The organism is Polaribacter filamentus, from assembly GCF_002943715.1.
Lineage (GTDB): Bacteria > Bacteroidota > Bacteroidia > Flavobacteriales > Flavobacteriaceae > Polaribacter > Polaribacter filamentus.
In genome coordinates, this window is record NZ_MQUA01000013.1 from 2,551,130 (window position 1) to 2,572,201 (window position 21,072).

Annotated in this window: 18 protein-coding genes and 2 pseudogenes; 6 read left to right on the top strand and 14 right to left on the bottom strand. The window is 30.6% G+C overall.

Features of this window, described 5'->3' with window-relative positions:
- Positions 1 to 170: 170 nt before the first annotated feature.
- Positions 171 to 770 (bottom strand): ribonuclease HII, encoded by a 600-nt coding sequence (gene rnhB / locus BST83_RS13665; RefSeq protein ID WP_104810271.1) that lies wholly within the window; start codon positions 768 to 770, stop codon positions 171 to 173.
- A gap of 192 nt (positions 771 to 962) precedes the next feature.
- Here rnhB and BST83_RS13670 point away from each other — a divergent pair, with 192 nt between their 5' ends.
- From BST83_RS13670 to BST83_RS21165, 4 genes and pseudogenes are all read left to right on the top strand, one after another.
- The gene (locus tag BST83_RS13670; RefSeq protein ID WP_240614763.1) at positions 963 to 2,927 is read left to right on the top strand and encodes a putative porin; all 1,965 of its coding nucleotides are present in this window, start codon (positions 963 to 965) and stop codon (positions 2,925 to 2,927) included.
- A gap of 94 nt (positions 2,928 to 3,021) precedes the next feature.
- A complete protein-coding gene (locus BST83_RS13675) occupies positions 3,022 to 3,291 on the top strand; it encodes a hypothetical protein (RefSeq protein ID WP_240614764.1) in 270 nt (89 codons plus the stop codon).
- Positions 3,292 to 3,599: 308 nt separating this feature from the next.
- Entirely contained in the window at positions 3,600 to 4,934 is a 1,335-nt protein-coding gene (locus BST83_RS13685) for a cytochrome P450 (RefSeq protein WP_104810274.1), read from the top strand.
- Between the two features lie 366 nt (positions 4,935 to 5,300).
- Positions 5,301 to 5,450 (top strand): annotated as a pseudogene (locus BST83_RS21165) (outer membrane beta-barrel family protein); the annotation flags it as partial.
- A gap of 271 nt (positions 5,451 to 5,721) precedes the next feature.
- Here the strand turns inward: BST83_RS21165 and nhaC are convergent.
- Positions 5,722 to 7,191, bottom strand: a complete 1,470-nt coding sequence (gene nhaC, locus BST83_RS13695; protein ID WP_104810275.1) for a Na+/H+ antiporter NhaC — start codon at positions 7,189 to 7,191, stop codon at positions 5,722 to 5,724.
- A gap of 79 nt (positions 7,192 to 7,270) precedes the next feature.
- Between nhaC and BST83_RS13700 the strand changes: the two genes are divergently transcribed.
- Positions 7,271 to 8,293 (top strand): metal-dependent hydrolase, encoded by a 1,023-nt coding sequence (locus BST83_RS13700; RefSeq protein WP_104810276.1) that lies wholly within the window; start codon positions 7,271 to 7,273, stop codon positions 8,291 to 8,293.
- A gap of 108 nt (positions 8,294 to 8,401) precedes the next feature.
- Here the strand turns inward: BST83_RS13700 and BST83_RS13705 are convergent.
- Positions 8,402 to 9,600, bottom strand: a pseudogene (locus BST83_RS13705) (aminotransferase class I/II-fold pyridoxal phosphate-dependent enzyme).
- Positions 9,601 to 9,757: 157 nt separating this feature from the next.
- Here BST83_RS13705 and BST83_RS13710 point away from each other — a divergent pair.
- Entirely contained in the window at positions 9,758 to 10,219 is a 462-nt protein-coding gene (locus BST83_RS13710; RefSeq protein ID WP_104810277.1) for an Lrp/AsnC family transcriptional regulator, read from the top strand.
- 157 nt (positions 10,220 to 10,376) lie between these two features.
- Here the strand turns inward: BST83_RS13710 and BST83_RS13715 are convergent, their stop codons facing one another.
- The 11 genes from BST83_RS13715 to BST83_RS13765 all read right to left on the bottom strand — a co-directional run bounded on the left by BST83_RS13715 (position 10,377) and on the right by BST83_RS13765 (position 21,070).
- On the bottom strand, positions 10,377 to 11,255 hold the full coding sequence (locus BST83_RS13715; RefSeq protein WP_104810278.1) for an IS982 family transposase: 879 nt from the start codon (positions 11,253 to 11,255) through the stop codon (positions 10,377 to 10,379).
- Positions 11,256 to 11,690: 435 nt separating this feature from the next.
- Positions 11,691 to 12,332 (bottom strand): YceI family protein, encoded by a 642-nt coding sequence (locus BST83_RS13720; protein ID WP_104810279.1) that lies wholly within the window; start codon positions 12,330 to 12,332, stop codon positions 11,691 to 11,693.
- Positions 12,333 to 12,410: 78 nt separating this feature from the next.
- Positions 12,411 to 13,124 (bottom strand): tRNA threonylcarbamoyladenosine dehydratase, encoded by a 714-nt coding sequence (locus tag BST83_RS13725; protein ID WP_104810280.1) that lies wholly within the window; start codon positions 13,122 to 13,124, stop codon positions 12,411 to 12,413.
- Complete coding sequence (locus BST83_RS13730; protein WP_104810281.1) at positions 13,121 to 13,765, bottom strand: TatD family hydrolase; 645 nt, start codon at positions 13,763 to 13,765, stop codon at positions 13,121 to 13,123. Before BST83_RS13730 ends, BST83_RS13725 begins: the two co-directional genes overlap by 4 nt.
- A 5-nt stretch (positions 13,766 to 13,770) precedes the next feature.
- Positions 13,771 to 14,223, bottom strand: coding sequence for a D-aminoacyl-tRNA deacylase (gene dtd / locus BST83_RS13735; protein WP_104810282.1), 453 nt, complete (start codon positions 14,221 to 14,223; stop codon positions 13,771 to 13,773).
- 3 nt (positions 14,224 to 14,226) lie between these two features.
- The gene (rsgA, locus tag BST83_RS13740) at positions 14,227 to 15,195 is read right to left on the bottom strand and encodes a ribosome small subunit-dependent GTPase A (RefSeq protein WP_104810283.1); all 969 of its coding nucleotides are present in this window, start codon (positions 15,193 to 15,195) and stop codon (positions 14,227 to 14,229) included.
- 441 nt (positions 15,196 to 15,636) lie between these two features.
- Positions 15,637 to 16,719 (bottom strand): bifunctional 3-deoxy-7-phosphoheptulonate synthase/chorismate mutase type II, encoded by a 1,083-nt coding sequence (locus tag BST83_RS13745; protein WP_104810284.1) that lies wholly within the window; start codon positions 16,717 to 16,719, stop codon positions 15,637 to 15,639.
- Positions 16,720 to 16,739: 20 nt separating this feature from the next.
- The gene (locus tag BST83_RS13750; protein WP_104810285.1) at positions 16,740 to 17,588 is read right to left on the bottom strand and encodes a prephenate dehydrogenase; all 849 of its coding nucleotides are present in this window, start codon (positions 17,586 to 17,588) and stop codon (positions 16,740 to 16,742) included.
- A 137-nt stretch (positions 17,589 to 17,725) separates the two neighbouring features.
- Positions 17,726 to 18,874: a pyridoxal phosphate-dependent aminotransferase gene (locus tag BST83_RS13755; RefSeq protein ID WP_104810874.1), complete on the bottom strand. Its 1,149-nt coding sequence runs from the start codon at positions 18,872 to 18,874 to the stop codon at positions 17,726 to 17,728.
- Positions 18,875 to 18,884: 10 nt separating this feature from the next.
- Positions 18,885 to 19,709, bottom strand: a complete 825-nt coding sequence (locus BST83_RS13760) for a prephenate dehydratase (RefSeq protein WP_104810286.1) — start codon at positions 19,707 to 19,709, stop codon at positions 18,885 to 18,887.
- Positions 19,710 to 20,047: 338 nt separating this feature from the next.
- Positions 20,048 to 21,070 (bottom strand): UDP-glucose--hexose-1-phosphate uridylyltransferase, encoded by a 1,023-nt coding sequence (locus tag BST83_RS13765; protein ID WP_104810287.1) that lies wholly within the window; start codon positions 21,068 to 21,070, stop codon positions 20,048 to 20,050.
- Positions 21,071 to 21,072 lie beyond the last annotated feature (2 nt).

A 21,072-nucleotide genomic window follows, 5' to 3' on the forward strand; every position in this document is an offset into this window, starting at 1 on the left:
GATGAAGTAGTTTATTTTGTAAAAATGTATGAATTTTATAAATTATTTAAAACTTTTTATATAATCTTAGCCCTGATTGAAATGGCATCCTTTTTCTTTTTCAGAAAAAAGATATAACCTTTAGACCTCGCTCAAGTAAAATTCCAAGCAGGAAGTAGCTTCAAAAAAAATTAACCCTTTAGCTTTAATTGTTCTGGCAATAATCGGAATGTTTTTCGATGGTGAATATTTGCCCCAAATTCACGAATCGCATTTCTATGTTCTTTGGTTGGGTAGCCTTTATTTTTTTTCCAATTATACATCGGAAATTCCTGATGAATCTTAGCCATATATTCATCCCTGTAAGTTTTTGCTAAGACAGAAGCTGCCGCAATACTCAAATATTTTGCGTCCCCTTTTACAATCGTTTGGTGCGGAATTTCGTTATAATCTCTAAACTTATTACCATCTACAATAATAAATTCTGGGATAATTTTTAACGCATCAATCGATCTATGCATTCCTGTAATTGAAGCTTGTAAAACATTTATTTCATCAACTTCATCTTGCCAAACAAAAGAAACGCCAAATGCGATAGCATTTTCTTCAATAAAAGGTCGTAATTCTTCCCTCCTTTTTTCTGATAATTGCTTAGAATCATTTAAAAAAGGATGTATAAAATCCTTGGGCAAAATTACAGCTGCAGCTACAACGGGGCCACATAAACAGCCTCTTCCTGCCTCCTCTGTGCCCGCCTCTAAAGAAAACTCACTATAATTAGGTTTCAACATAGTACAAAGAAAAGAAAAATTTTTCTTATAGATTTCTAATATCTAGACAAGTTAAACACAAATTTCATCATAATGATACTTCTTTTAATACTTCAATTAAATTTGAAGAGCCACTTTTAAATAAACAGATTTCATCATAATTATTAGTAATTATTTTCGTTTAATTATTTTACATTTGCCTTTGTATAATTTATGATGAACAAACAAATTTTTTTCTTTTTTTTATTGATTCTATTCAGTGCAGCGACTATTTTTTCTCAAAAAAGGTTTGCAGAGAATGAATTCACAACTCTTAACAGAATAGAAAATGATTCTTTAATTTCTGGAAGAACCAAAATTGAACTTTCAGGAAAAACAAAATATACCGACTATAAAATTTTTTCTCATAAAGGAGATACTGCATACATCGATACTACTTTAACGATTTTAAAAGAATATCAATTCAATTATTTAAGAAAAGATAATTTTGAGCTTTTAGAATTTCATAATCAAGGACAAACCTTTAATAATTTAGGGTATAGTTTCGATAATTTAAAACAATTTACAGACATAGGTTTTACTGCAAAACAGTTTAGTTATTTTGAAATTGAAGACATTGATTACTATGAAGTTCCTACACCAACAACCGAAATTTTGTACAGAACTGGCTTGCAACAAGGACAAGTTGTAGATGCGCTTTTTACATTAAATTTCTCTAAAAGATTAAACGTTTCTGCTTCTTATAAAGGATTACGTTCTTTGGGTGCTTACAGAAGATCTTTAGCAAGTAATGGCAATTTTAGAGGAACTTTTCATTACACAACCAAAGAAAATCAATATGAAATTAAAGGCCATTTAACAAGCCAAGATTTTTTTAATGAAGAAAGCGGTGGATTAACAACTTCTGCTTTAGAAAATTTTATTTCTGATAACCCCGATTTTCAATCCCGTGAACGATTGGATGTGAATTTAACGGATGCAGAAAATCAGTTTGATAGTAATAGAACGTATTTAGAACATAGCTATAAGTTGATCTCTAGCAAAGACACCATCAACAACAAAGATTTTAGCAATTTAAAAGTTGGTCATATTTTTACCAGTGAAAATAAGAGCTATAATTTTACGCAAGCAACCGCAACTACCGCTATTTTCGGTGCTATAAATGGAACCGATGCAACAGATAATACTGCAAAAAGTAAAATTACCAACAACGAAATTAACCTTGAATTTAATTCAAAATATGTTTTAGGAAAATTTAAAGCGAAAGCAAATTACACAAGTTATTCTTATGGATATGACACTATTTTAAATAGCAATAGCACTATTCAAATTCAAACATTAAAATTAGAAGGAAGTGCGCTTTCTTTTGGTGCAGATTGGAATGCTAAAATTAAAAATTTTAAATTAAATGCTGATGCCTCTGTAACTCCTGGTTCTGGAATATTATCGGGTAACTTTTTAAAAGGGGAAGCTGTTTACGAAAATGACAGCCTTTTTACGGTAAAAGGAAGTTTATTAATTAGTTCGAAATCATCAAATTTTAACACATTATTACATCAAAGTAAATATGACAATTACAATTGGGAAAACAATTTTAGTAGTGTAAACACTCGAGATTTAGGTTTCTCTTTTAATTCTAAATGGATAAATGCTGCTCTTAATTTTACCAATATTGATAACTATACTTATTTTGATGAAAACAATGCGCCACAACAATTTGCAAATCAGATTACGTATTTAAAAGTAAAAGCAAATAGAGAATTTAAATTTTGGAAATTAGCTTTAGACAATACAGTTATGTATCAAAACGTAAGCAGCGGAAGTTCTGTTTTTAGAGTTCCAGAGTTTGTAACCAGAAATACTTTTTACTACACAGATTATTGGTTTAAAGGGAAACCAATGTTGGTAAATATTGGCGTTACTTTTAAGTATTTTACTAAATATGCGGCAAATGCTTACAATCCTTTATTAGCAGAATTTATATTACAGAACGATCAGCAAATTGGGTACCCCACTTTTGATGTTTTTTTTAACGCACAAGTTCGAAGAACACGTATGTATTTTAAAGTTGATAATGTAACTTCTGGTTTTTCTGACAAAAATTATTTTTCGGCTCCAAATTATCCTTATCGAGATTTTACCATACGTTTTGGGTTAGTCTGGAATTGGTTTATTTAAAAAAAATATTCTAAACCCTTCCCGAAAAGAAAATCTTTAAAAGCGATATGGAAACCATATTGAAATAAATTTCCTAAAAAAGAATTTAACTCAAATGAAAAAACCAAATATGAAAAGTCAACTTAAAAATAACTGGAAACTTTTTTTAATTGCAAGTTTAACTTTAGGATTCGCACCTTTTAATCCGCCACATATTTTAGGCAAAATTCAATGGGTTTTAGGCGGAAATGCATTTTCTGCAGAAAACGGAATGCAAGGACAAGATTGGTTTGATGTCTTGTTGCACGGTTTGCCTTGGGTTTTATTATTGATCTCTATACTGTTAAATATTTTTGGGTTGTTGACAAAAAAAGGTTCCCAATAAGTATTTGTAAACAAACAAATAACTTTAAATTATAATAGCGATTTAATCAAAAAAAGATTTTATTCAGCAACTATAAATTTTGATACAATCCTATTCTAAATAAATTTTAGGCACATGAAATTTATTTAGGACAGGATTGTATTATTTAGTTAAAAACTTTAGAATGATGTTTTATAAGTATAAATTTAATGAAAAATACAACCAATTACAAAAGCGAATATGCTTAAATTTGTACAAAATAAATACAACAAGTCAACTTTTATAGATTCTTCAAAACGGGTTGTTAATGAGTGCAAATAAAATTAAAAATGAGTGTATCCAATAAAATTCCAGAAGTTTCTTTTTTTAAGTTTCTAAAGCATGCCAATGCTATTTTACAAAATCCTTTACCTTTTCACGCAAAAAACTTTGATACTTTAGGAGATATTTTTCGTTTAAAAATTGGTTTTGGAAAATCTGTTTTGTTTTGTAGAGATGCTGGACTTTTACAACATGCGCTTCAAAAGAATCAAAAAAATTATACCAAATCTTATATTCAAACCAAAGATTTAGCAAAATATGTTGGAAAAGGATTGTTAACTGCTGAGGGAGAACATTGGCAAAAACAACGAAAATTAATTCAGCCAGCTTTTCATAAAGGCCAACTTAAGCTGTTGGTTGATACCATTCAAAAAACCATTTTAGCAGAATTAAAAAATATTAAAACTGGAAAACCGATGGATGTTTTTCCTGTTTTTAATGATTTGGCTTTTCAAACTGTTATCAAATCAATTTTCAATATAAACATTTCTAATGCTGATATTGATTCATTGCAACATACCACAGAAGCTACTCAAAAAATGTTGGTTCAAGAACTAAGACAACCTTTTTTTGTTTGGTGGTTTAACCTTTCAGGAAAAACGAAAAAGCATTTAGACTTGACTCAAAATTCGAGAACAATTTTAAAAAGATTGGTGGAAAAAAGAAAGCAAAGCAACGGAGATCATCATGATTTATTGGACATGCTTTTAAGTGCAAAATATGAGGATGGCTCTAAGATGGATGAAAATCAATTGGTAGATGAAATATTGATTTTATTTGCAGCGGGTCATGAAACAACTTCAAATTCACTTACTTTTACCTGCGAATTGTTGGCCCGAAATCCTGCAGCACAATCAAAAATAGCATCTGAAATCAAAAAAATAAAAAGTGAATCTACGGATTGCATGCATTGGATAAAAAATGCGAGTTATACAAAATTAGTTATTGAAGAATCTATGCGTTTGTTTCCTCCAGCCTATTTTATGGACCGCGTAAATATTGAGGAAGACACTTACAACGGAATTGTTTTACCCAAAGGCTCGAATTTGTTGTTTTCAATTTATGAAATTCATCGTCATTCAGACTTTTGGAAACAGCCAAATAAATTTATTCCTGAGCGTTTTTTAGATGAAAATATTAAGTTTTCAAAAAATTATTTTCCTTTTGGTGCGGGACCTAGAATGTGTATTGGCAATAATTTTGCCATGTATGAAATGATTTTAGCAATTATTGCTTTGGTAGAACAATTCGAAATTATTGAAAAGGAATCCCCTATTCAAATAAAACCATTAATTACGCTGAAACCACACAATGCTATTTTGGAATTTAAAAATAGGATTTGACTGAAAGATCAAATTTTTAATTAAATTTCCACAAATCAAACTAAATTCTTTGTGAGGAAACAGTAGTTGTAAACTTGTTTAATTGGTAACAAAGAAAAATTTAATCTCAACGAATTATTATATAGCAAGCAACTCTTCTTCCGGCATTTCCTCTAGGTCGCGTTATAAAACCATAAGGATTTGTGTGAAGAATTAAGTCTTTATTTAAGATGTTTTTTGTTTCGTCATCACAACCAATGCACAATTCATCAGTTTTTAAAAATTGAAGCTCAAATTACAGGTCTATACTATTCAAAAAGAAATAACCCATAAGAGGAATAATTAGCAAAATCATCTATCGATTTTGGATTATAGAAATCTCTTTGGAATAAAAAAAGAGAAATTACATTATCAGCCAGTGATTTGTTTAATAATTTTGGATTAAGACAACGCATCAATGGAGAAGGTTTTACAGCTTTGTATGAAAACAATTTTGAAACTCAAATTATTCGTTTAGGGATGAAGTATAAATTTTAAAAACAAAAATTTATACTTTATTGTCATTGTCCAAAAAAACGCTTTGTGCTCTTACCTAAATTTAAGTTGAGACTCAAACCTTTATTGCTGTTAAACAGTTTAAATTTTTCTTTTAACAATCTCATTTAGCTTTGTAAGGTTTCCTTAATTTTTTATTAGAGATACTTTTCTGCTCTTTCATTATAGCCTTTTTCTTCTTATTCAAAAATTCGACTGATCTAATATAAATATCCATTTTAAGTGATTAGTATCAACAAAATTATATAGAGACTTATTTTTTAACCAACTGTTTAATCTTAATATTAAATGCGGCGAATAGCAAGGTCATAAAAGGGCTTAAATAATTAAAAATTGCATACACAAAATAATCAGAAACAGAAACACCTAAAACTCCAGATTGATAAGCCCCACAAGTATTCCAAGGAATTAAAACCGAAGTTACAGTTCCGGAATCTTCTAAAGTTCTACTTAAATTCTCTGGTGCTAAACCTCTATCTTGATATGCTTTTTTAAACATTTTACCCGGAATTACTAATGCCAAATATTGATCTGAAGCAATTGCGTTTAAACCCAAGCAACTTACAACTGTACTTGCAAACAAGCCAAAAACGGAGGTTGCTACTGATAATAATTCTTTCGTAATTTTTGCCAATGCACCAATTGCGTCCATAATTCCGCCAAAAACCATTGCACAGACAATTAACAAGATCGTCCAAATCATTCCTGCAATTCCGCCTGATGAAAATAATTCGGTTAGTTTTTCATCATCCGTTTGTATTGTAACATCTGTAAATATTGACTTCCCTATCGCTCCAAAATTAGATTCAGAGATTTCGCTTAAAACATCACCTTGAAAAATAAATGCGAAAATAGCTGCTAAAATAACACCAACTCCTAGGGCAATTAATGGTTTTGTTTTCATTACAATCATTATAATTACAATTCCTGGCACTAAAAACAACCAAGGAGAAATGTAAAAAGTATTGTTTATTGAAGTTAGTAAACTACTAATATCCGTATTTCCATTTGTTTCAACTGTTCCGCTTAAAATAGCAAATACAATCAATGTTATTATAATTGTTGGTACCGTTGTGTATGCCATATATTTTATATGTGTAAATAAATCTGTACCTGCCATTGCTGGCGCCAAATTTGTTGTGTCTGACAATGGAGACATTTTATCACCAAAATAAGCGCCAGAAATTACTGCTCCTGCAATCATTCCGGTTGGTATACCTAAAGCACTTCCAATTCCGACTAAAGCGATACCTACAGTTGCAGACGTAGTCCAAGAACTACCAGTTGCAACAGATATAATTGCTGCGATTACTACAGATGCGGGCAAAAATATTGCCGGACTTAACACTTGCAGTCCATAATAAACCATTGCAGGAATAATGCCACTCACCAACCAAGTTCCTGCTAAAGCACCTACTAAAAACAAAATTATAATGGGTACAAAAACACTTTTCCAGTTTTCCCAGATTTCGGCGATCATCGTGTTTAAGGGTACTTTATTTAAAAAACCTACAGCTGCAGAAACCAAACCACCCATTAACAAAATGTATTGATTTGTGTAGGCTCCAAGCCATTCTTGATCTTCCACAAAAAAGATGTTGTATGCCAGCAAACTCATCAAAATAACAACAGGAATTAAAGACTCTAGAAGATTTAATTCCTTATTTTCAATAATTTTTTGATCTTCAACTTTTATTTCTGATAAATTTTTATGGTCTTGCATTCTATAAAATTTTGTTTTGTAATGTTACGATTTTACAGAATATTATGCAAATCAAATTTCTTCACTTATTTTTGCACTTATGGATTCATTAACTCAAATTGTTTTAGGTGCTGCTTGTGGTGAAGCCGTTCTTGGAAAAAAGATTGGCAATAGAGCACTTTTATTTGGTGCAATTGGCGGTACAATTCCGGATTTAGATGTTTTTATAGGTCGTTTTTTATATAGCAATGAAATACAAGCGATGGCTTTTCACAGAGGTTTTATGCACTCGCTCTTATTTGCATTTTTAGGATGTTTTGTTTTTGGATGGATCACTTATAAACTTTATAATACGGATAAAAGACAAGAAACAACCACATTAAAAAATTGGATATGGTTGTTCTTTTGGGCTATTTTTACACATCCACTTTTAGATTGCTTTACGCCTTATGGCACACAATTATTTGCACCTTTTTCTAATTATAGAATTGCTTTTAACAATATTTCTGTTGTTGATCCTTTTTATACCGTTCCGTTTTTACTGTGTATAATTGTTTTAATGTTTTTCAATAGAATAAATACCAAAAGACTTTTGTGGCTAAAAGCAGGAGTTTATATAAGCTCAGCCTATATGATTTTTACAATCTTCAATAAATTTTATATGGATGCTGTTTTTGAAAAATCCTTTGAAAAAGCAAGTATTAATTTTACCCGTTTTTCTGCTCAGCCAACAATCTTTAATAATTTTTTATGGTATGCGGTTGCAGAAACTGAAGAAAATTATCACTTAACTTTTTATTCTTTATTTGATGAAAAATCAACATCAGAAAAAATACTTACTGTTAAGAAAAATCATGATCTACTTGACATGAACGATGTTAATTTGCGAATGCTCACTTGGTTTAGCAATAAGTATTACAACATTTCAAAAAAGGAAAAAGTAGGCACTTATAAGTATGTAGATTTAAGATATCCGATGTTAAATCCTGAGGATCCAAATACCTCTATTTTTAATTTTATAATTTACAATAAAGATAATGAATGGGATATTTTACCTTTTGATGGAGCGACACCAACGAAAGAAGATTTTACCAAATTTATTGAGCGTTTAAAAGGGATTTAATTGTTGGCTGTTGGCAAAAATGAAAACTTCTCGATATATAGGCTAAAAAAGTGTGACATTGATCTCGTCACACCTTTTACTCTTTAACTTTGAAACTTTGAAAATAATCTATAAAACGCCAACCTCAATCATACAAGCTTTCATCATTTGATACGTTCTTGAAATGTCGTTATCTAAACCTATAGAAAAACGAATTAATCCATCTGTAAGACCCATTTCTTTTTGTTCTTCTACTGATATTTCTGAAGAAGTAGAACTTCCTGGCGCAGAAAATAATGTTTTGTAAAACCCTAAACTTACCGCTAAATATCCTAAATTTTTGTGCTGCATTCGTTCCATTAATTCATTCGCTTTTTCAAGAGAACCTACATCAATAGTAAGCATTCCGCCAAAACCATATTCTGCATTCATCATACTTTTAAAAAGCTGGTGAGAAGGATGAGCTTCTAACCCTGGATATACCGTTATTAATCCATCAGCTTGAAACTTATCAGCTAAATAAGCTGCATTAAAACTGTGCTGCTTCATTCTGATATGCAAAGTTCTCAAATTTTTTAAGATGGATGAAGCTCTTAAACTATCCATTGTAGAACCTAATAACATTGAAGCGCCATTATTTACACTTCGTAATTCGTTGATGCATTCTTGCGTTCCACAAACCACACCTCCAACAGTATCCGAAGAACCATTTATAAATTTAGTTAAACTATGGCAAACAATATCTGCTCCTAATTTTGCTGGTGAAATTGATAATGGAGAAAAAGTATTATCAACCACTAACTTTAAATTATATTTTTTTGCTAACGCTGATAAACCTTTAATATCTGAAACTTCCAACAAAGGATTACTTACTGATTCGCAATATAATATTTTAGTATTTTTTGTAATAGCCGCTTCTACGATATCTAATTTTGTAATGTCTACAAATGTAGTTTGAATCCCTAACCTTGGCGTAAAGTTTTTTAGGAATGCGTAAGTTCCTCCATAAATGGTTCTACTAGAAACGATATGATCGCCTGCGCCACAGATTTGCAATAAAACAGGCGTAATTGCCCCCATTCCTGAAGCTGCAACATTCGCAGTTTCTGTACCTTCCATTGCTGCCAAAGCTTTGCCTAAATATAAGTTACTAGGTGTTGAATGGCGAGAGTATAAATAACAGCCATCTGCATTTCCTTCAAACGTATCAAACATTGTTTTTGCTGATATAAAAGTATATGTTGATGAATCTGAAATTGAAGGATTTACGCCCCAAATTCGCCAAAATATTGTAAATCTTGAATGTTATCTGCTGGATTAAAGCTCATAAGTAGTAGTTTTAAATTTAGAACAAATCAACAATTAAATAGAATTTATATCAACATAATACATAATATATAGATTATTTTATTAAATTTGATACATATACTAGTTTTAAAAACTAAAAAAATTCAATTAAAATAATTAAATAGATAATTTTTAAGTATGCACTTAGATTCTACCGACAAGAAACTCATCAATTTATTGCAAAATGATAGTAAACAAACTACTAAGAAGCTGTCATTACAACTCAACTTATCTGTAACCGCTGTTTATGAACGGATTAAAAAGCTAGAAAATCAAAAGGTGATTGATAATTACGTGGCCATCATCAATAAAAATAAAATTGAAAAGTCTTTTTTAGTTTTTTGTCATTTAAAACTCATTCAGCATTCTAGAGAATATGTAACCACTTTTGAACGTGAAATTATAAAACTTGAAGAAGTTTCTGAATGTTTTCACGTAAGTGGAGATTTTGATTATATCTTAAAAATCTATGTAAAAGACATGGAAGAATATAGAAATTTTATGGTTTCTAAATTAACTGCCATAAAATATATTGGCAGTACGCATAGTATTTTTGCGATAGAGCAAGTAAAAAATACAACTGCAATATATTTGCAATAAAAATACGCTATTCTTTAAAACTGGAATATCATTGCCTTCAAAAGCGAAAACATTTGTTGTAAAATTAAGACTACCAGCATTCCCTCTTTTAGAAGTTTTTTTCATTGGAATAAAATAAAACCCCTTGCTATTAATATTAAAAACACCCGTTGTGCATTTAAACAATATTGACTTTTAAATTGTTTATATTCCTGTTAAATACAAATTTGTTAATGTATTGAATGATAGTTAATGCTGTTAATTTTGAGAGAATTCTTGTCTTAAAACCTTCAAAAGTTTTCGCATAATTATTCCGTATTTTAAACTGGTCACAAAGTTGAGAAAACAAGGTCTCAATTCGTTTTCTTTTCTTCCTAAAAATATACGTTTGTTTTTTGTAATTCTGTTGATTTTTACGCATTGGAACTTCTAATTTAATTTGTTTACTCTCAAATAAATCTAACTGATAGTCCGCACTTAGGTATCCTTTGTCCCCTAAAACCACACAGTTATTAAACTTATTTTTAATGTCTTTTAAATAATGAATATCATGTACAGAAGCTTTGCTAATATCAAAACTTTTAAACACGCCATCAATAGAACAAACAGCATGTATTTTATAGCCATAATAATGCATGTTTTGACTAGCACAATAACCTCTATTTGGGGCTGAATAAAAGTACTCCTTACAAACTTTACTTCTCCCGCTTCTTGAGAGTTTTACAATCTCCAAAGGCATACTATCTACTACATAATAGTTTTCAAACTCCGTGAACTTATTGGAGAGTTGAGTTCTTATAAATTCAATGGCAAAAAATAATTTTCGCTTCCGTTTATTGTAAACTGATCGCTCTATTTTAGCAAACAAATATTCTGGAATATCCCGAAACAACTTACATTCACTGTCTATACCCATATATTCTGCTGTTAAATTCATAGCGATTAATTCAATGTCTTTTAGTTTTGGTTTCCTGTTTTGACGTAAAAATTGTTCCTTTTCTGTAATTGTGGCTAAGACTTCTAAAATTTTATCGTAATTTGCTCTAAAGTTATTCATTGTATTTAATCGATTGATTGTCAATTAAATATACGCCTTTTAATAGTCAAATGAATAACTATTTTTAACTATTTATAATGCACAACGGGTTAAAAACATAATATTCTATACATTCTATTTGGCTTTTTTTTATTGGTATTCCTTTTTGAAATTCGCCATGGCCAATCGAAGTTGCTTAGGGAAAGGTATTGTAGAGAAATATATTTTAACTTGTATTTTTAATAGTATTATAATATAAAATGAAAAACCCAAAACGAACGTTTTGGGTTTAAATAAATGTTTAATAGTATTTATTTTACTATTTGTTTGAATGTGATCCATCACAGTTCCCTTTTGGGTCTTGAGTGTTTCCGCATCCACAAGGTTTATCTGCTTTATTAGATTTCATGTTTTTGTGATTTTAAATTCGTAAACTTTTATTTTCTTTTATGATAATTATGCTTTTGTTTTTACAACAAAAGACATCTCCATGATATCGTCAATAAATTTATCTTTTAAATTGTCAAAGAAAGATTTTGATCCATATCTTACATTAAAATCTGTTCTGTTAATGTTAAAAGTATCACTTTTAAAAGTAGTTACACCTGCTTTTGTAGAAATTGTAGCTGGTATGGTAATGCTTTTTGTAATATCTTTAATTTTTAAATTTCCTGTAACTGCTAATTTTCCGTCTTCATTTTCCTCTACATTTGTAATTACAAATTTTGAAGTAGGGTATTTAGCTACATCAAAAAAGTCTTCTGACTTTAAATGACCTTCAATTTTTCCTGCGCCATCAGTCCCTTTCATATCAACATTTGCAATAGAGCTCATGTTAATAATAAATTCTCCTTCAACTAACTCATTCTTTTCTATAACTAAACTTCCACTTTTTAAAGAAACCACACCGTCATGAGAACCTAAAGGTTTTGTTCCTTTCCAGTTTAAGACAGATGTTGCTATATCAACGTTATACTTTTCTACTGCAATAGCTTCAAATTCTACAACTTCATTTACTGCTAATTTTTCTTTTTTCTCACTCTTACATGCAGTTAAAACTGATGCTACTAAAACTAATGATAAGATTATTTTTTTCATTTTATTAAATTTAAATTAATGGTTTTTTATTTGAGATTGTAAATGTACATATAATTTATTTCCCTTGGAAACTAAATATTACTTTTTTATAATTTCATTAATTACAAAAGCTGCTGCTTGTAAACCAAAAGCTGCCGGCATATAACTAATTGTGCCATAAAACGATTTCTTAAAATTTGTTCCGTCGGTCATTCTTAAACTTTCTGCTATTTGAAATTCCTCAGAATACACCGCTTTCACTCCTTTGTCCACGTTACGTTCTTTTAATCTTTTACGCACCGTTCTTGCCATTGTGCAATTTTTCGTTTGCGAAATATCTTTAATCTTAATTTTGGTTGCATCTAACTTACCTCCTGCGCCCATCGAAGAAATTATTTTTACTTTTTTTCTTCGGGCTGCAACTATTAGATTAATTTTTGGCGTAATGCTATCGATACAATCCAATACATAATCAAATTCTTCGGATACAATTTCATACGCCCTTTCTGGGGATAAAAATTCTTCTAAAACTGTTAACTCAATTGCTGAATTAATATCTTTTAGCCTGCTTGCCAAAACTTGTGCTTTCGATTTCCCTATTGTGGAATCTAGCGCTGTTAATTGTCTGTTTTTATTTGTGATATCAAAAACATCACCATCTACAAGTGTTATTTTGTTTACACCGGCTCTAGCAATAAATTCGGCTGCAAAAGAACCAACACCTCCTAAACCAACAATTAAAATATTGGCTTTTGTTAGTTTTTCTAATCCGTCTTTTTGAACTAATAATTCTGTGCGTTCTAACCAACTCATTCTATAAATATTCTTTTAAAATTCTGATAAATTGCTAACTGCAAATCTGTTAAACTACTATTTTTTATTTCTGATGCTTTTTGATAAATTTCTTGAATCTCCAATTCTGAAGTATCCGTTTCTAATAAAATTGATGAAATTGGCAATTCTAAAAAAACTTCTTGTAACTTTTTATTTTTGATAATTGCCGAACCAAAAGAAAGAATTATTCCGTTCTTTAATAACCTTTCCGCAAGTTGTTTGTTTTTATTGAATCCGTGTAAAATCCAAACTTGCTTGGGATTTACTTCTTTTTTAATTTCAATAATTTCTTGATGTGCCTTTACACAATGAATAATTAGTGGCTTTTTATATTTTTCTGATAATTGAATTTGTTTTTTAAACACCTCCTTTTGACGTTCAAAATCAACAGCAATTAATTTATCCAAACCACATTCTCCTAAAGCGAAACAATTTTTATGTTCTAATTTACTTTCTAAAATAAAAATTTCTTCTTCAATTTTATCAATATTGATAAACCAAGGATGAATCCCTATTGAAAAAGGCTGCGAAAAATTTGATGAATTCGGGTAAGTATTTACAATTGAAAATACATTTTTATCCGAAGAAAAAGTATGCGTATGAACATCAAAAAAATCCATAGAAATTACTCTTTATTCTTAGAATCGATACTAATTGTAACCGGTCCGTCATTTATGAGCGCTACTTTCATATCTGCGCCAAATTCGCCCGTTTGTACTTTTTTGTTTAATTCTTTTTCTAAAGTTTGTACAAAATTTTCATACAACGGAATTGCAATAACCGGCTTTGCAGCTTTTATGTAACTTGGTCTGTTTCCTTTTTTGGTGGATGCTTGTAACGTAAACTGGCTCACTACAATAACTTCGCCGTCAATATCTAAAAGTGAAGTATTCATCACTTCGTTTTCATCATTAAAGATGCGAAGATTTGCGACTTTTCTTGTCAAAAAATCAATATCATCATGCGTATCATTGTCCACAATTCCCAAAAGAATCAACAATCCTTTTTTAATAGATGCTACTTTTATTTCGTTAATTGTAACACTTGCTTCGGAAACTCTTTGAATTACTATTTTCATTCCTTATTCAAAATCTTCTTCTCCGTCCCAAGTATCTGTTCTATAATGCTCTGATTCTTCTTCTCCGTTTAAAATTTGAAGATAACTTTTATATCTAGACCAAGAAATTTCGTCTTTCTCTAAAGCATCTTTTACAGCACAATGTGGTTCTTTTGTATGAATACAATTATTGAATTTGCACTCTTGTTTTAACGCAAAAAATTCTGGAAAATAATCTCCTAATTCGTATTTGTCAATGTCTACAATTCCGAATCCTTTAATTCCCGGAGTGTCAATAATTCTTGCATCAAAACTTAAATCGAACATTTCTGCAAACGTTGTGGTGTGCTGACCCTGTTTGTGTTGCTCAGAAATTTGTTTGGTTTTTAAATTTAAAGTGGGTTCAATTGCATTAACTAAAGTAGATTTCCCAACTCCAGAATGACCAACAAACATAGACGTTTTACCGATCATTAATTCCTTAATCGTGTCTACGTTTTTATTTTCTGTTGATGAAACTTCTACACAAGTATATCCAATTTTTTCGTAAATATCTTTTAAGTATAAAACCTCTGCTCTTTGCTCAATTTCATACGAATCTATTTTATTAAAAACTAGAATAGTTTCAATTCGGTATGCTCTTGTAGAAACTAAAAAACGATCTATGAAAGCAGGAAAAGTTGGCGGATTATCAATGGTAATCAGCAAAAAAACTTGATCTATATTAGACGCGATAATGTGAATCTGTTTAGACAGATTTACAGATTTCCTAACGATGAAATTATCTCTGTCTAAAATCTTTTTAATAACACCAGTTTCTTCGTCTCCCTTTTTTTCTAAATCGAACACAACTTTATCACCAACCGCAATGGGATTAGTGCTTCTGATGCCTTCAATTCTAAATTTACCCTTCATTCTACATTTATGAAACTCACCATCTTTCGATTTTACGTGATACCAACTTCCTGTAGATTTATATACAATTCCTGTCATTGCTACAAAGATGCTGAATTAAAATTGAATTATGAAAAAATGCTTTAAAATTGGCGCGAATTCATGAATTAAAAAAACAACTTCTCGAAACAAAATTTCTGAAAAAGAAATTTCACTAGAAGTAGCAGCCTTAAAATATAGCTACGAAATAAGCTAATATCTTTTTTTACCACATAGAAATATAGCTTTTGAGTGATAATTAAACATCAAAGTTTCTAAAACCTAAAGAATCTGAATATTCTGATACTAATTTTAACGAATTACCAAATGTAAGTGAGCGCTTTGCGTTAAGGATTGAGCAATTGTTTGAGCTCTCACGCTTTTTAGCGTGAAGCGAGTGCGAAAGCCTGACCAAGCTTTTTTGCTTGGGAACGCCCAAAAAAAATACCTTCAAATTTTAAAAACTTGAAGGCATTTTATATAAAAATTTTTACTAAAAAATTATCCGTTAATCACTTTCTCTTGATGATTGATAGATTCTTGATGAATTGCTTTAAACATTTTTAAAATAAATTCTTCACTTAAACCTTTACTCTCACCTTCTAAAATCATGTTTCCAAGAATTTCATTCCAACGTTTAGATTGTAAAACAGCAACGTTCTTTTCTTTCTTTAAAGCACCAATTTGATCAGAAACTTTCATCCTTTTTCCTAATAATTCTATTAGTTGATCATCAGCAACATTAATTTGCGCACGTAAATTATCTAAAGAACTTTGGTATTCTACTTCTGTATTCGTCTCTTTTCTAATTTTTAAATCCTCCATAATTTGCTTTAATTTTGTAGGTGTAACTTGCTGTGCAGCGTCACTCCAAGCATTTTCTGGATCGAAATGAGTTTCAATCATTAAACCATCAAAATTTAAATCTAAAGCTGTTTGAGAAACATCAAAAATCATTTCGCGGTTTCCTGTAATATGTGATGGATCACAAATTAATGGTAAATCTGGAAATCTATTTTGAAACTCAATAGCTAATTGCCATTCTGGAATATTTCTGTATTTCGTTTTTTCGTAGGTAGAGAATCCTCTGTGAATTGCGCCAAGATTTTTAATTCCTGCCGTATATAATCTTTCAATTCCGCCTAACCACAAAGCTAAATCTGGATTTACCGGATTTTTAACCAACACAATTTTGTCTGTACCCTGCAACGCATCTGCAATTTCTTGCATAATAAAAGGCGAAACTGTAGAACGTGCGCCAATCCACAATAAATCTACATCATTTTCGATTGCTAATTTTACGTGTGCAGCATTTGCAACTTCTGTACAGGTTTTCATACCTGTTTCTTCTTTTACTTTTTTCAACCATCGCAAACCAATTTCTCCAACACCTTCAAACATTCCTGGTCTTGTTCTTGGTTTCCAAATTCCTGCTCTAAAATAATTTACATCAGAATCTTTTAATTCGTGTGCAATTTTTAAAACCTGCTCTTCGGTTTCTGCACTACAAGGCCCTGCTATTACTAGAGGATGCTCTAATTTCATGTCATCCAACCATGTTCTTAATTCTTTTGTATTCTTCATTTTTCTACTTATTTTGGCTTTTAATCTATGCCGTTTAAAATTTGTTTTATATAATTTGTATTCTCCATTTCGTTAAAAATTTCAGAGAAATTATCTTGTTCCATCAACTCTTTAAAGTGCTTTAAATTACTGATATATTCTTCTAACGTTTCTAGTATGTTTTCTTTATTTTGTTTAAAAATTGGCGTCCACATTGCTGGCGAACTTTTTGCCAAACGAACTGTAGAAGCAAACCCTGAACCTGCCATATCAAAAATATCACGTTCATTTTTTTCTTTGTTGATAACGGTTTTACCCAACATAAATGCACTTATGTGCGATAAATGCGATACATATGCAATATGTTTGTCATGCGAAATCGGATCCATGTAACGAATTCTCATCCCTAATTTAGCAAAGATTTCTAACGCTTTTTCTTGTAATTTAAAAGCTGTTTTTTCTACTTCACAAATAATATTTGTTTTGTTTTTAAACAAACCTGTAATTGCCGCACTTGGGCCTGAAAACTCTGTTCCTGCAATTGGGTGTCCTGCTAAAAAATTTCGTCTCTTTGGATGGTTTTCTAACACTTTACAAATTTGTTGTTTTGTAGAACCTACATCAATTACCAAACAATGGTCGTTTATATGATCTAAAACTTTCGGAATTACTTCTAATTGTGCATCAACCGGAATTGAAACAATTACAATCGTTGCAATTTCTAAATCTGCGAACGTTGCTTTTTTATGAATTACACCTAATTCTACCGCCTCTGTTAGGTTGTTATCATTCAAATCGATTCCGTAAATAACAGCTTCAGTATATTCTTTCTGAATATCTAAAACCATACTTCCGCCAATTAAACCAACTCCGATTACAAATACGTTCATTTTATTCTTAACTCTTTTAATTTTATACTGCTAGTTCTCTCCTTTTGTAAATGGTAAAACTTATAAACTACAACTACTTACCAAAACCTTTTTCCACAATCTAACTAACTGGTCACTGCTAGTGAAAAACGGCCCACTTACTTATCAAATCTACGAATCGCTTCCTTAATAATTTCTGATGTTACACACAAAGAAAAACGAATATATCCTTCTCCTTGAGAACCAAAAACAGTTCCTGGCGTAATAAAGATATCTTTATCATATAACACAAAATCTGTAACTTCTTCTGATTTTTTTCCTTCGGCAATTTTTGCCCAAACAAATAAACCTGTTGCATTTTTATTATATGTTGTATTTAACTTGTCTGCTAATTGCCAGACTAAAGCTCTGCGGTCTTCATAGATTTTATTTTGAACCGCAAACCAATCATTCGATAATTGCAACGCCTCTATTGCACCTTTTTGAATTCCGTAAAACATACCAGAATCCATATTACTTTTTACTTTTAAAATTTCGTTTAAATAAGTAGCATTTCCTAAAACCATGCCTACTCGCCAACCTGCCATATTAAAAGTTTTGCTTAAAGAATTTAACTCTAAAGCAATGTCTTTTGCACCTTTTACTTGTAAAATACTGATAGGATTATCGTTTAAAATAAAACTATACGGATTGTCATTGATAATTAATATTTGATACTTTTTACCAAATGCAACCAATTTTTCTAATGTTTCTAAAGTTGCGTTTGTGCCCGTTGGCATGTGCGGATAATTTACCCACATTATTTTTACACCTGATAAATCTTGATTTTCTAATTCCTCAAAATTTGGTTGCCAGTTGTTTTCTTCACTTAAATTATAAAAAAGTGGTTCTGCACCAACTAAATTGGTAACCGATGTGTATGTTGGATACCCAGGATTCGGAATTAACACTTGATCGCCTTCATTTAAAAAAGCTAACGAAATGTGCATAATGCCTTCCTTGCTTCCCATTAAAGGTAAAATCTCGTTTTCTGGATTCGCAACTACATTATATTTATTTTTATAAAAATCAGCAATTGCTGTTCTTAACTCTGGCAAACCTTGATATGACTGATATTTATGTGCATTTGCATCCAATAAACTAGATTGAATTGCTTCAATTACTTTTGCTGGCGGTTGCAAATCTGGAGAACCAATTCCCATATTGATAATTGGTTTTCCTGCAGCCACTAAATTTCGTACTTCTCTTAATTTAATAGAGAAATAATACTCTTGAACTATATCTAACCTTTTTGCTGATTGTATCATAATAACTTCGTTATTTTCTACCATTTTTATAAACTCCTAAAACTTTAAATTCTTCTGCCATTATTTCTACTAAAGAATACGCTTTTTGATATTCTTTATAATCATCGAAAGTTACATCAACAAAAAATGAATATTTCCAAGGTGTATCAATTACTGGTAAAGATTGTATTTTGGTTAAATTCATTTTACAGTCGCTCATGGCGTTTAAAATGGCTGCCAAACTTCCTCTTTTATGACTTAATTGAAATTTAATTGAGGCTTTATTAACATCAAAATCTTCTGCTGGCTTTGCTGTTTGCACAATTACAAATCGTGTTGAGTTGTCTTTTATCGTTTGAATATCGTCTTCAAGAACAACCAATTTAAAAATTTCTGCTGCTATTTTTGGCGCAATTGCTGCAATACCAACTAAATTTTCTTTAGAAATTCTCTTTGCAACATCCGCAGTATCTACATCTTCCACTAATTTTATATGCGGATACTTTTTAAAAAATTGTTTACACTGCAACAATGCCATTGGATGCGACCAAACTTCTTTGATATCTTGAATACTTTGACCTTCTAAAGCCATTAAATGATGATGAATATTTAAATATTCTTCGCCAATAATATGCAAATTATGATTATCTATTAATGCATAATTCGGAATTATAGAACCTGCAATCGTATTCTCTAAAGCCATTACACCAAGATTTGCAGACTCGTCTAAAAGGCAATCTACCAAAGTATCAAAAGACATGCATTCTTTTAATGCTACAGATTCTCCATAAAAATCGCACGCAACCTTATGATGATTTGAGCCTCGAGCTCCTTGTATGGCAATAATTTTATTCATTAATTACAAATAATATCAAAAAAAAAGCCTCGAATTAATTCGAGACTTTATATTTTATATGTGTTACTTAATAACATGATACAAAGTCTCTGCTTTTATTGTAAAAATAAAAGTAAAAATAGAAACGTGTAAAACTGTTATTTAACATCTTAATTTTTCTTTGTGAGCGACAAATCTAAAGATTAAATTGGTATTTACAAATATTATTAAAAAACTTTGTAAAGTTTTACGAATATTACAAATACAATTGTTTTTATTGCATAAAAACCAAATAAACTACATAATCTCATGATAATATGCAATATTTAAAATTTAAAATCCCTCTCTTGTTATCTTTATTATAATAATTCTCTTAATCTATTAGCTGCAACTTCTGCGGTAATATCTCTCTGAGGAGAACCAAACATCTCATACCCTACCATAAATTTCTTAACCGTTGCACTTCTTAATAAAGGCGGGTAAAAACTCATGTGCCAATGCCAATGGTCATTTTCTTCTCCGTTTGTCGGTGCTTGATGAATTCCGCTTGAATAGGGAAAAGAAGTATTAAACAACTTATCATACAATTGGGTTATTACAGAAATTGCTTCAGCATAATTTTTAGCTTCAGCATCTGATAATTCTAAAATACTTTTTTGTGCTTTTTTAGGAGCAATCATAGCTTCAAAAGGCCAGATTGCCCAAAACGGAATCAACACCACAAAATCATCATTTTGAAAAATAATTCGTTCTTTAGCCGCTAATTCTTGCTGTAAATAATCACCTAAAAGACTTGATTTATTTTTTGCAAAATATTCTTTTTGCTGATGCTCTTTTTTATAAACCTCGTTTGGCATAGAAGATTGACTCCAAATTTGTCCATGAGGATGCGGATTACTACACCCCATTGCAGCGCCTTTGTTTTCAAAAATTTGCACATAATTGATGCTTTCATTTGCGCCTAATTCTCTGTATTCTTTTTGCCAAGCACTTACCACTTTTTTAATGTCTTCAACCTCCATTTGTGCTAAACTTTTAGAATGATCTGGGCTAAAACAAATTACTTTACAAATACCAGTTTCACTTTGCGCTTTAAACAAACCGTCATTTACAGAAAAAGAAGGTGAATCTTTTTGAAGTGCTGCAAAATCGTTTGTAAAAACAAAAACGTCTTTATAATCAGGATTTAATTCGCCATTAATTCTTGTATTGGTTGCGCACAAATAACAAGTTTCATCATACGCTGGTCTTTTTTCTGCGGATATTTCTTCATTTTGACCTTGCCAAGGACGTTTTGCTCTGTGCGGAGAAACCAAAACCCATTCGCCAGTTAATATATTAAATCTTTTATGCGAGTAATCCTGTAAATTAGTGTTTTCCATTA